This window comes from Paenibacillus chondroitinus NBRC 15376, from assembly GCF_004000765.1.
Classification (GTDB): domain Bacteria; phylum Bacillota; class Bacilli; order Paenibacillales; family NBRC-103111; genus Paenibacillus_E; species Paenibacillus_E chondroitinus.
In genome coordinates this window covers 72,287-85,797 of sequence record NZ_BILW01000002.1, presented here as the reverse complement: position 1 = coordinate 85,797, position 13,511 = coordinate 72,287, and the positions used below count along the sequence as shown (strand labels likewise).

Here is a 13,511-nt window from a genome sequence, read left to right as displayed (position 1 = left end):
ATATGCTTACAGGTGACGCACGCAACAGAGTAAATTCAATATGGGAAATGTTTTGGACAGGTGGTATTTCAAACCCACTGTCTGTTATCGAACAGTTTACTTACCTGCTTTTTATCAAACAGCTCGATGATCAACAAATTAGGCAAGAAAAAAGAGCAAGATTGAGCGGAAAACCATTGGAAAACCCCATTTTTTCTTCTGAGCAACATAATTTTCGTTGGTCCCAGTTTAAAAACTACGAAGCCGGAATTATGTTTGAAACGATTAAGGATGAAGCTTTTCCGCATATGAAAGCTTTGGGAGATGAAAGGTCACAATTTACTAAGCATCTAGAAAATGCTGTATTTATTATTCCTACTCCGCAATTATTACAGCGCGTAGTCACGGGGATCGATCAACTCATTACCGAAATTTCCGAAAAAAATAAAGACACAATGGGAGATTTGTACGAGTATTTACTTTCTAAAATTGCAACATCCGGTACAAACGGGCAATTCCGTACGCCGCGGCATATCATCCGTATGATGGTTGAACTAATGAAGCCGTCACCACAAGACACAATAGTTGACCCTGCTACTGGAACTGCTGGTTTTTTGGTCGAAGCGGCAGAATATGTTCGAGAACATCACCGAGATGAGCTATTTGTCAAATCAGGTAATGAAGAATTACAAGCTCACTTTAAAAGCAGTATGTTTCATGGCTTTGATACAGACCTAACGATGTTACGCATTGCAGCAATGAATTTGATGCTACATGGAATTGAAGATCCGCAAATTCTGTATCAAGATTCACTTTCAAAAGGCAACACTGAAGTTGAGAAATATTCATTGGTGTTAGCCAATCCTCCATTTAAAGGTTCTCTTGATTACAGCGAAGTGGCAGATAATTTGCTTAAGAAGGTAAAAACAAAAAAAACGGAACTTCTGTTCCTGGCACTTATGCTCCGCTTGCTAAAAAACGGGGGGCGCTGCGCAGTTGTCGTACCTGATGGCGTACTTTTTGGCTCTTCCAAAGCGCATGTTGATATCCGAAAAGAAATCATCGATAATCACAAGCTAGAGGCTATTATTTCCATGCCTTCAGGCGTATTTAAACCGTATGCTGGGGTTTCGACGGCTATTATGATCTTTACTAAGACCAACTTTGGTGGTACCGATCAAGTATGGTTTTACGATATGCAAGCTGACGGTTACTCCTTGGATGACAATCGTCGTGAGCTTGATATGGATAAACATGAAAATAACAACATTCCTGATATTATCTCTCGATTTAGTAATTTAGATTTTGAGAAGGATCGAACCAGATATGAACAATCTTTTTTTGTTAACAAGGAGGCACTTCGAGCAAATAATTACGATCTAAGTATTAACCGATATAAAGAACAAAAACATGAAGAAGTGGTGTACGCTCCTCCGAAACAAATCTTGCAAGAGGTTGCAAACCTAGAGAAACAAATCACTGCAGGTTTGCAAAAACTGGAGGAGATGTTAAAGTGAGTGGAATTGAAATACTACAACTTGGTGATGTCTGTGATTTCGTCTATGGTAAAGCACTTCCTTCTGAGATCCGATCAGGGGAGGGTTTTCCTGTATTTGGTTCAAATGGAGTTGTTGGATTCCATAAAGAGTATTTAATAAACGGACCTGCAATTATTGTTGGTCGAAAAGGTTCTTACGGTGAAGTCAACTGGAGTAAAGAAAACTGTTGGGCTATTGACACCACTTACTATATTCGACCCAAGAAGCAAGTGGATCTCAAATATCTTTATTACTATTTAAAAGTATTAGACTTAAAAAAAATAAATCGGTCAACAGCAGTTCCTGGATTAAATCGTGAAGATGTATACCCTTTAAAGATTCATCTTACTTCATTTGAACAACAACAAAAGATTGCTACCATCTTGGGTGCAGCGGAGTCATTGATTAAGCTGCGAAAACAAGCGATCGCTAAGTTGGATGAATTAATAGAGTCGGTATTTATAGAATTCTTCGGTGATTTAAATATAAATAATAAAAATTGGGAATTCAGAGAACTTCAATATTTTGCCGATCTTTCATCAGGAGTGACTAAGGGGAAAAAATATAACGATTCAAAAGTCCTTTCACTTCCTTACATGAGAGTAGCGAACGTTCAGGATGGATTTCTTAATCTTTCCGAAATTAAAGAAATATCGGTGTCGGAAAAAGATGCAGCACGCTATCAATTAAGAAAAAGAGATCTACTTTTAACCGAAGGAGGAGATCCTGATAAACTTGGAAGAGGTGCTGTGTGGGAAGAAGAAGTGAATAACTGTATCCATCAAAATCATATTTTTAGAGTCAGAATTGAAAATGAAAACCTATTGAATGCGTATTTCCTAAGTAAATGTACTGGTAGTAGTTATGGAAAAAAATATTTTTTGAAAATGGCTAAACAGACAACTGGGATAGCTACAATTAATATGACACAGCTCAAGAATTTCCCAGTACCATTACCGCCTATAGATTTACAACGAAAATATGAAACATTAATTCATGAAGTACAGGAGCAGAAAAGATTAATGTATGATCATTTGTTGAAGCTTCAAGAAAGTTTCCAATCTCTGTTACAACGTGCTTTTAGGGGACAGCTAGAAATAAAATGAGGAAGGTGAACGGTGTTGCCATTAAACATTGATTTTCTAAAACAATTCCCGCAATGGCAATCACTTCATGAATCGGCATCAGAGGCGGAAAACAATGTATTCACAAAACCACGTACATCTTTGTTTTACAGCCGTGTCACATTAGAACGGGCTGTAAGGTGGCTATACAGTAATGACGATTATCTGCAATACCCTGCAAAGGATAAACCGATGCTTGGCGATTTGATCCATGAACAAACGTTTCAGGAGAACCTCTCGCCAGGTATGTTAGGTCCAATAAGACTGATCATTAAACTTGGTAACCTAGCCGTTCATACTGATGATTCCATGGATAGTGATAAATCACTACTCATTTTCGAGCATTTGTTCATGTTCTTAAATTGGCTTCAACGCTACTATGGTGAGCCGAAAATAAAAGATTTGGCATTTAATATTTCAGTTATTCCGAAAGCTTTGGGTCAAGTTACACAAGAATCGTTAGTTGAGCTTACGAAACTGGAGCAACAGATTTCGGAAAAAGAGGCGAAACTTGCTGAACTTGAGGCGGAAAATATACGATTACGTCAAAAGTTAAAAGACGCGGGACTCATGAAAATGCTACCTCGCGAGCCTAAACCTCGTATCGAAATCTCTCCGAAAAGCGAAGCGAAAACTCGACAGATTCTCATTGATGTCATGCTTCGCGAAGCAAAATGGGATCCTCATGGTGAGAACGTGGAGGAATTTGAAGTTTCAGGTATGCCCAATCGATCCTCTGCTGGGTATTGCGACTATGTACTTTGGAGCGATAGTCGAACGCCTTTGGCTGTAATCGAAGTGAAAAGCACCGTTCATGATGCTAAAAAAGGCAAGAAACAAGCTGAGATTTATGCGAGTGCGCTTGAGAAAATGTACGGGATTCGTCCACTTATTTTTTATACAAATGGCTATCATACCTACCTGTGGGATGATACGTTCTACCCGCCACGGGAAGTTGCTACTTTTTATCGTAAAGAAGAATTGGAATGGGTCATTCAGCGACGAATTAATAAGAAGCCGTTGATTAGTATTAAGCCTGATCAAGGAATTGCCGGACGGGTGTATCAAATAGACGGAATACGACGTGTAGGCGCAGCTTATGAAGAAGCAAGACGACACGCACTAATGGTCATGGCAACAGGAACTGGTAAAACGCGTACTGCAATCGCTCTAATTAAATTTTTAAAACGTGCAGGATGGGTTAAAAATGTCTTATTTCTTGCCGATCGCCGCGAACTTGTTAAGCAAGCGTACGGGGAGTTTAAAAAGCACCTTCCCAATGAAACAGTTTGTAATTTGTTGGAAGATAAGCGGGATACATCGGCTCGTCTTTATTTTTCCACTTATCAAACAATGCTTGGGTTTTTACATCCCAAAAAGGGGAATGAAGTCCCATTTGGAATAGCCCACTTTGATTTGATAATTGTAGATGAAGCCCATCGCTCAATTTACAACAAATTCGGATTGGTGTTTCAATATTTTGATGCGTTACTTCTCGGATTAACGGCAACGCCAAAGGCGGAAGTGGATCGTGATACTTACGACTTCTTCAAGATTCAGCGGAATTTACCTACCCATGCTTACGAGTATGAACAAGCCATCGAAGAAAAGCATCTCGTTCCCGTCAAACCTGTTAAAGTGAAATTTAAGTTTATGCATGAAGGTATAAATCCAGAAGAATTAAGCGAAAGTGAACTTGAAGATTACAATAACCGGGTTCGTCCACTTAAAGGCAAAAAGGTTGAAAAAGATGCTTTAAACAGTTGGCTGTATAATGAAAATACTGTTAAACAAGCGCTTGAACTACTGATGCAAAAGGGAATCAAGGTTTCTGGCGGAGATACACTTGGCAAAACCATTATTTTTGCCAGAAATCAAAAACATGCAGAATTTATACTCGAAATTTTTGATGAGATGTATCCTAATCTTCGAGGGAAATTTATGACAGCCATCCACAATAAGGTGGATTATGCAGACAAACTGATCGAGGAATTTAAGCAAGGTAACGAACTTCCACAAATTGCTGTTTCAGTGGATATGCTAGATACAGGAATTGATGTTCCGGAAGTAGTTAATTTGGTACTATTTCGTCCAGTATTTTCTTTTTCGAAATTTTGGCAAATGATCGGTCGCGGCACACGACTTTGTGAGAATTTATTTGGACCTAATCAACATAAAACACATGCGCTGTTGTTTGATATGTGTGGCAATGTGGAATATTTTGATGCGTTTCAAGAAGGAGATGATGAAGGTTCAAAGGTCATCTCATTGAGTGAACAACTTTTTGAACAACGTAGCGAAATCATCTATGAATTACATAAAACCCAGCAGTTTCCGGACCTGATGAATGCAACTATTTCATATGTGACAAACCAATTAGAGCAAATGGATGAACATCACTTTACTATTCGTCCTCATTTGTCAGCTGTAATTAAATATCGGCAACCTGAAAATTGGTTATTACGTACAGAGGGAAGTAAAGATGAAGTAATTTCAACCCTTGCCCGTATCGTGTATGAAGATGTGTCGGAAGAGAAAAAGCGTTTTGATTTATTAATGCTGCGTCTTCAACGGTCTGTTCTTGGTGTTACTCAGCTAGGAAAAACGAACTCGTATATTAATAAATTAATACGAATAGCGACACAACTCCTCACGAAACAAAATATCAAGGAAATTAAAGATCAAATATCACTCTTAAAAAAAATAACGACAACTGAGTTTTATAACCAAACCAATGTTTCTGAGCTAGAACATGTTAGACTTGTCGTTCGTGAACTTTTAGCTTTATTAGATACCGAACAGCGAACAATTTTGTACACAAATTTTACCGATGAATTACAAAGTGATGAAGAAGCAGATCTTCCAAAGTCAAGTGATTTTTCAGCGTATCGAAAGCATGTATGCGAGTATATAATGAAACATCAAGATCACATTGCGATTCAAAAACTTCGTAAAAACAAACCTATTACAGGTTATGACGTTAGCTCGTTCGCTGGCATGCTGTTTAACGAACAGATTGGCACTCAGGAGCAATTTGAAAAGCTTTTTGGTGGTAAAGGTGCTGCCTCTTTTGGGTTCTTTGTAAGAGAGCTTATAGGGCTAGAACAAGACGCGGCGAAAGAAGCGTTTGCAAATTTGTTAAGTAAAACAAATTTGAATCCTAATCAAATACACTTTATAAATTTGATCATCGAATATTTAACTAAAAATGGAAATTTGGATCCTGGTAAATTAATGGATGAACCTTTTATCCATCTTCATCAAGAAGGTGTTTATGGGGTGTTTGAAGAGGCTGAAGTTGATGAGATCGTTCAAGTAGTGCGATATTTGCAAAATAACGCAAAAGTAAACGATGTTTCGTGAAAAAAATTTATATATTAAATTACGCGCTGCCAAATAAGAATCTTAAAAAAGAAAAGCATACTGGATTTTTCCAGCATGCTTTTCTTTTTTGTTGGCTTTGTTAAACCTTGTTGTTGATATTTGATTATTACGAACAAATGTTCTATAATAATGGTAATATCACTGTTCGGAGATGATTTGCCCATGGATTTAAAGGAATTGAAAAAGCTTGCTGATACGTTGGACGATAATGGTAAGCGAGAGCTTATTTACTTTTTGCAATCACGAACCAAGGGAGTTTCGGTTCCTGTTCGAGCAATTGATGGAAATCAAGAGCAGAAGCATAAAGATGGACTTGTTTGCCCGCATTGCAAAAACCTTTCTGTCGTGCGATTTGGAAAGTACGCTGTAAAAACACGCTCTGGAGAGGTTAATCGTCAACGTTACCGTTGTAAATCCTGTCGCCAAACGTTCAATGACCTTACAAACACCCCTCTACAACGAACGAGGAGACCTCATATTTGGGTTCGTTTTATCGAATGCATGATTGAGGGCTTTTCTCTGAGAAAATGTGCAGAGCAGTTAAACGGTGAAGTCACGCATGTCACCTTGTTTTACTGGCGGCATAAGATTCTTGCCGCTCTGAGTCAGGTTCCTACCGAAGCATTTCAAGATATAGTTGAAATGGACGAGACCTACTTTCTGTACTCGGAAAAGGGCAAGCGGAATATTGCCGAACGTAAACCACGTAAACGTGGAGGAAAAGCCAAATATCGTGGCATTAGTAATGACCAAGTATGTGTACTCGTTGCCCGTGACCGTCAGAAAATGACTTACTCTGGCGTACTTGGGCGTGGGAGAATTCGGACTACAAAATTGGATGAAGCGATTGGTGGTCATCTATCTGACTCAAACGTGCTTTGCACGGATTCGTGGAGGGCATTCAGTTCCTATGCGAATTCAAAAGGCTTGGCTCATTACCGATTTAAGTCTGACGGAAAACAACGTGTGAAAGGCGTGTACCATATTCAAAACGTAAACAGCTATCACAGCCGCTTGAAGAAATGGATGGACCGCTTTAATGGTGTTGCTACTAAATATTTGCAACATTATTTGGCTTGGTTTCGTTACTTAGACAGCAATGAATATGAGAATACCGCATCGAATAAGAAAAATATGTTGGTCAAATCGTGCCTATTCACTGTGACCGTCACGAACACCAAACTTCGGCTTTCTGCTTATTCTTGTTAAGCTAACAAGCAGTTGAATGTAATAATTTCCCATATTTCTGTGCCGACCTTGCAGGAAAATGATGGGCAATTGAAGAATTCATACGCATTATAATTATGGAGGAGTGTATCCAGTGCCACTTACTGAAAAGAAAGTATTGGACTCGAAAAATGGGTTGGAATTACAAGATTTAAGAGACCAGAGAATTCATATGGTTTGTTTTAAAGAATCAGATTTTCACGGTATTGATATGCGATACACATCATTTGCTCATACAAACTTTGTAAATTCAAAGTGGGAACATATTTATTTTTCAAATGTACATATCAATATGATTCAGATGGGTGGAACCATATTCGAGAATATTGTTCGACCTAATGCCGAAAAAAGTCAGTTGTCCGAAGAACCTGGAACTGACGGTTGGGTAAATATTGAGCCAGTTGTATTCAAAAACAGTGATTTAAGCACTGCTATATTTGACTCATGCAATCTTTCAAACGTGGAACTTAGAAATTGTAATATTGATGGGTTAAGAATTGATGGAATCTTAGTAAAAGATTTATTAGAGCGTTATAAAGATAAAGGCGAAATTAACATTTAGTTCACTTTTTTATTCCGCTAAGAGGAAACAATCGCTCAGTAGACCGCCTTTTCAATCAAGGCGGTTTTCTTATGGTCAAATATCAACATTGAAGATTAACATAGCCTTTTTGTTTAAATTCCTTGATGTAAGGGTATTGTTACATTAAAACAAATTTCATAAGTATAAGAAAGTGTCATAGTATTATTGAAAGGAATGCAAATAACAGTTTCCCGCTCCGTGAATAGATTATACAACTGAGCTTTTGTCGATAATGAAATTAATGGCAGGGCACGTTTTTTTTATTTATGTAATAAATCGTTACAAGTCAAAATAGGAGTTGAAATATGATGAAAAATCCAAGAGTTGTATTAGCACAAGTGTCGGTAATTTGCGAGGTACTCGTTGACGATGACTTAGTAGATGGAATTGCTGACCAGTACCAAATACCTAAAGATGATCAAGATGCTGCAACTCAGTTGTTATATGCCTTGATTAATCCCAAAATACAAGGAGCATCTACTGAAGGTCATTGGGATGGCGTATGTGATTTCACGGGGAGGTTTAAAAACTTGAATGTTTCAAATATATAATACTTTTTGGAGGGGGGGGGGGAATTGCCCGCCTTTTTTTATTAGTATATATCCGACACAGGGAATTTGTGGTAAATTGTAATCAACTGCTTATTCTCAGGGGAGAGATCATAAATTGTCCTATATAACAATTGAAAAAATGATTGCACATGATTTAAATTTAGGAAACGCAGCTCCTCTTTTTTTTCCTCAAGTAATTAATTTAGCGGATACCGAAGTGACAAACTTTTTTAGTAAGCATATAGAAAACGCATTGAAAACAAAACAAATAAGAATGTGCACTTTTACTTACGAGAACGCTTCAGTCCTTGTAGATACCATTGAAATCTCAAATGATGTGACGAATGATAAATTATTTGTAGATAATACAATTAATATGACACAATCATTATTTAACAACATGAGCGGCGCTGCGTCGAACGGAGCATTGATTTTTATTTTGTATATTGATTCACGAACAGATAATCGTTATTTAGCAATTCTAAAAATGGATCCGAATAAGGCAATCCGTCTTGATCGTTCCACATTTTCTTTTACTGTACAAAAAGATATCTTGCCAAGTGTAAATGAGAGGCTGCATAAATGCGCATTTATTAAAGTAGATAATAATCTTTGGAATGAGGAAGTTCATCTTCGCGTACTGGATAAGCAGCAAAATACGGGCGAAATATCAAAATACTTCCTTTCAAATTTTTTAGAAGCAAAAATATTCGTTGATGATAAAGTAATGACTGAGTTGGTGGACTCAACAATTATTGATTTTGCCGTAGAAGAAGGAATGCTTTCCACAACAGCAGAGAAACTGGATTTTGTCACTAAAGTAGACCGGCTATTATTCTCTGGAAAAGTTGTTGACTTAGATAGAGATTTGGAAAGTTTATTTGAAACATATGTACACGGTGAAGCTGACCTGAGACAAAAAATTGATCGATATAAGGACAAGCTCTTGGAAAAGCGAGAGAATCTTCATTTTATATTTACTGCAGATAAGAAGCCTACGGTTGCGGTTTATGCTGACGAAGATAATGATATTAAAATTCAGTTCCCAATTAGATACAACAACAATAAGGTCAAATTGGATTATGAATTTGAAGATAATGGTACTAAAACAACTGTTATTCGAATCGTAGGTGTTGAATTAAAAGAAAAATTTAAGCATTAGGGAGCAGTGTTATGAATGAATTGTTAAATACTTTTTTAACAATCATGAAAGAAATGGAAGCCTCCGAGATTCAAGCAATTGAAAACCCGGAGGTTTTTACAGTACATTATGAGGTTACAATCGATGCGATAAAACAATTATCGCGAAATTATGCGAGTGTACTGCACAATTCACAAATTAGCTTTGAAGTTAACTGTGAGGGGAAAAACTTAGGTTTCGAAAATTTTAACCGTGTATCTGATTTCCTTAATGTAGATGAAAATGCCCAATTAACACTTGCCATTAATAAAAAACAGCGTTTTCAACTGGATGAGAACACATTTGTATTTTTTAAGAGAGAGTTTTTTTTCAAAAGTTTCGATGTGTTAAATACAAATTTTATAAAAAATATTAACTTTCGCAAAAGTATTCATTTTTATATTCCGATTGAGAAAGAATATTCGAATTCATACGTAAAGCTTTTTCCGATTGAAAATAACAAGATAAATTATGCTGCCGATCTCGATGTTGACAGCGTTTCAGAACTAGAAAGATTAATAAAAATTCGGGAAGACACATCTCGCGTAACTCGTTCTTTTTTTATTCCTAATTTTTACGAATTTCTAAATATATCGGATGATTTTAAGGAATGGTTTGATAGAAATTTATTTTTAGCTAGCTTGATTTATTTATCCAATAAATTTTCCGATACTAAGGTAATTATTCGTGGGCATAAAAATTCTGAAATTGATTTTTCTACGGAATTTTGTGTAAAACATGCCAAAATATTTTATAAGAAAATATTTCAATTTGCATATGAGGAAAAGCATTATAACGATAAAATTGAAATCGCCAGGAATATTTTAACCATTTATTTAGGAACAAGCGATTCAACGGAGAAATTAGACGAACTTATTCCTAAAATTGAAAAAACAATATCCAGTCATTTTACGGCATACATTCAGGATAGTATTAAAAAGTTTTTCACCGATCGGAAAGATGTAGTAAAAGAAACACATAAATATGCAACGGATTTAAAAGGGGAATCGGACAAATTACTCGCCTACATCAATACATCACTAATTGGTGTTGTGACTGCGGTCTTTTCTGGTGCTTTGGGGTTATCAAAAGGAGATCGATTGTTTTTAATAGTTGCATTTACTCTACATGCGGCAGTATTTACGATTTCATATTTTTATAATAAGAATTACGTCCAAGAAAGGATCGAAGAAATTGAACGTGTTTATGGTGAATATACAAAAGAGTTTGTTGTAGTTGCTGAAAAAGATCTTACAGACATTAAGGATATATATATATATCCAGCAGTTAAAAATGTTGAAAAATATATAATCAGATATCGTAATTTGATAGCTGTTTTAGTTTTATTAATGATTGGAGCCGCTGCCACATCTTGTTTTCTTCCAGATTCATTATTAAATAACAAGCCAGAAGAAAATAAAGTTAAAACAACAATAAGTAAAACTGGTGAAAATGATCCTAATACTCAGAGCGTCATTGATAGTATATATAAATAAACAGTATTAAATTTTATTTAAGCTAACGGCTTTGTCCTGGAATACGAAAAATCTCCTTTGTCTGACGTGCTGATATCACTAGACCATTCACGACAATAATTCGCCGCCGAGATTTGTCACAAGAAAGAGTTTCATTTACAAGCTGTCCAAAATCGCAGGGAATTGACTCCGATTTTCCGCTCATTCGGTATCAAGCAATAAGGCAGCACTTTAACATAATTGCCGATGCCAACCCAATGCTGTGAATCCTCAGAAGAGATAAAAAATGAGAACACAATAGAGGGGCTGCCACTTAATTGGCAGCCTCTTTACGCTGTAAGTAGGATACACATCTAAGGTGTTAACAATAAATTACATATGTAGAATTGTCCAAAGTATGTTGCTGGTATAAATTTATTTATCAGCATATGGAATTGGTTTACTATTTGAATATTTCAGCTGAAGAGAGCCATTGGGTTAATCTGTGAGAGCCACCTTGTTAATAAAACAGAGCCATGATGTTAATGTTCAGAGCCACTTGGGGGACTAAATTAAGAGGCAGAAGACTCGGCAAAAGACAAACCCCCTAGCTGTTTACAACAGCCAGGGAGTTTGTCAATTTGTGTTTAATGTAAAAGGATTTTATCTTTATACCAATTGATTATCATTAGGCAAAATCGCACTAACTATATAGCTAATTTCAAAAAAAATAGAAACTTTTTACAATTTGCTCGCGTCTAGTTATGTGAGAGGAGAGGAAGCAACGATGAGAAAAAAATTATTTGGATATTCGGTTGTTTTTTCATTATGCATGAGTTTATTGATGCCTGCGGGGAGCACTCAAGCTGCAGATGATAGCGTGAGGGTTACGCTGCCAGACTTCGAGGTAAACTTGAACGGTCATAAGGTTGAAAATCAGTTCCGCGAATACCCACTCTTGGTTTATCGCGATATCACTTACTTTCCGATGACGTGGTATGATACTAGACTGCTTGGCTTGGAAGCCAAATGGTCACCAGATGAAGGTTTGAACATTAAGCAAAACCAGGTGACCTCCTCATATGTGCCATATAATTCAGATCATCGTAATGCGGCTATCTACACAGCCGAGGTCCCCGCATCGACCGTTACGATCAACGGCAAGGAAATTGATAACACAAAAGAAAAGTATCCCTTGTTAAGTTTCCGAGATGTCACGTATTTCCCTATGACATGGCGCTTCGCGCATGACGATTTCAGATGGGATTACAATTGGGACAATACCAGCGGACTTAGCATCACTTCCCATAACCCACAGATGAATAATGTCGGACTTCCCACATATGCTGGTGAGAACGATGTCGCCCTTTTCAAGGGGTATTACTATTTTGTTGAGACAACGGACACTACGAACCATGTATATCGGGCTCCCGTGCAGCAGCCGTCCAACAAGGAAGAAATTTATTCGTATAACGTCAAAACCTATCAAGGGCTGCAAAAAGATTTATCCTTTCAAATCCGTGACAACACGCTGTGGTTTACCTATCACCACGGGGGAGCTATTATGGGTGGGGACGGGTACGTGAAAATCGCTGACGATGGGAAAGCGGAGATATTACATGACGGGTATCTCGATTTCCGCGATACGAAATATGGAACATTAATCGTCCAACTTGGAGCATCGGTGTTCGAAGGTGGCAACTTGTATTTGTTACCACCAGGGCTAGATGAGACAAACCATATGAGTGTCGGAGATCCAGGCGTGAAATACGGTGCACATGCCACGTACAACGGCGGCGAGGGATATAGCGCTGATTCCTCCACAACCGTCATTGGAGATGATGTGTACGTGCTGGCTTCACGCGACCAATCGGACGCAAATAAAATTTATAAAATCAATCTGAAAACGAATAAAAGCACTAAGATCGTCGACACAAGTGTCAACTGGTTCCGAATTATCAATAACAAGCTATACTATGTAAAAGACAAGGACAAAGTCTTATATTCGTCTGCGTTGGACGGGGCGGGGGAAATGAAACTGTCCGAACATGCGGTGTCATGGTTTGATAGCATCAACGGCAACGTATTTTACACAACCAAGAAGGAAAATAACTTATACGAGCTTTATAAAGCGGATTCGAACGAGGAAGATCCACTCGTATGGACAACTCCTGTCGTAAGCATACAAGTGTTGAATGGACAGCTCGTATGCAAGCTTCACGAAAACGATGACTACGGACTTGCACTGCTAGACGCTTCGGGCAGCTTGGTCCTTGAAGTAGCGGACCCTATTTCGGGCATACTCACGTCCGATAATGGGGTTTTAATCAAATCCCTTAAGGATTCCTCGTACAAATTTATTCGTTGAACGAAGCGAGTTCCACTAATGGATAACGATAGCTCAATTTTACAGGAAGGGAGAGCCACCTCAGATCGGGGTGGCTCTCTTCGCTGTGAGTGTGGCTCTATTTCTTTAACATTGTGGCTCCCA

General features: G+C 37.6%; 9 protein-coding genes. All 9 read left to right on the top strand.

Annotated elements, in window-relative coordinates:
* Nucleotides 1-2 precede the first annotated feature (2 nt).
* The 9 genes from PCH02S_RS02860 (at nucleotide 3) to PCH02S_RS02820 (ending at nucleotide 13,388) form a co-directional block, all read left to right on the top strand.
* Nucleotides 3-1,496, top strand: coding sequence for a class I SAM-dependent DNA methyltransferase (locus tag PCH02S_RS02860; protein WP_127449899.1), 1,494 nt, complete (start codon nucleotides 3-5; stop codon nucleotides 1,494-1,496).
* Nucleotides 1,493-2,623 (top strand): restriction endonuclease subunit S, encoded by a 1,131-nt coding sequence (locus PCH02S_RS02855; RefSeq protein WP_127449897.1) that lies wholly within the window; start codon nucleotides 1,493-1,495, stop codon nucleotides 2,621-2,623. The genes PCH02S_RS02860 and PCH02S_RS02855 overlap by 4 nt, the downstream gene beginning before the upstream one ends.
* A gap of 12 nt (nucleotides 2,624-2,635) precedes the next feature.
* Nucleotides 2,636-6,004: a DEAD/DEAH box helicase family protein gene (locus PCH02S_RS02850; RefSeq protein ID WP_127449895.1), complete on the top strand. Its 3,369-nt coding sequence runs from the start codon at nucleotides 2,636-2,638 to the stop codon at nucleotides 6,002-6,004.
* A gap of 183 nt (nucleotides 6,005-6,187) precedes the next feature.
* Complete coding sequence (locus PCH02S_RS02845) at nucleotides 6,188-7,234, top strand: IS1595 family transposase (RefSeq protein WP_127449893.1); 1,047 nt, start codon at nucleotides 6,188-6,190, stop codon at nucleotides 7,232-7,234.
* Between the two features lie 112 nt (nucleotides 7,235-7,346).
* Nucleotides 7,347-7,814, top strand: a complete 468-nt coding sequence (locus tag PCH02S_RS02840) for a pentapeptide repeat-containing protein (RefSeq protein ID WP_246068929.1) — start codon at nucleotides 7,347-7,349, stop codon at nucleotides 7,812-7,814.
* Between the two features lie 326 nt (nucleotides 7,815-8,140).
* The gene (locus PCH02S_RS02835; RefSeq protein WP_127449891.1) at nucleotides 8,141-8,386 is read left to right on the top strand and encodes a hypothetical protein; all 246 of its coding nucleotides are present in this window, start codon (nucleotides 8,141-8,143) and stop codon (nucleotides 8,384-8,386) included.
* 115 nt (nucleotides 8,387-8,501) lie between these two features.
* Nucleotides 8,502-9,548 carry a nucleoid-associated protein gene (locus tag PCH02S_RS02830; protein WP_127449889.1) on the top strand — a complete coding sequence of 349 codons (1,047 nt, stop codon included), beginning with the start codon at nucleotides 8,502-8,504 and terminating at the stop codon, nucleotides 9,546-9,548.
* An 11-nt stretch (nucleotides 9,549-9,559) separates the two neighbouring features.
* The gene (locus tag PCH02S_RS02825) at nucleotides 9,560-11,062 is read left to right on the top strand and encodes a hypothetical protein (RefSeq protein WP_127449888.1); all 1,503 of its coding nucleotides are present in this window, start codon (nucleotides 9,560-9,562) and stop codon (nucleotides 11,060-11,062) included.
* Nucleotides 11,063-11,807: 745 nt separating this feature from the next.
* Nucleotides 11,808-13,388: a DUF5050 domain-containing protein gene (locus tag PCH02S_RS02820; protein ID WP_127449886.1), complete on the top strand. Its 1,581-nt coding sequence runs from the start codon at nucleotides 11,808-11,810 to the stop codon at nucleotides 13,386-13,388.
* The last annotated feature ends 123 nt before the right edge of the window (nucleotides 13,389-13,511 follow it).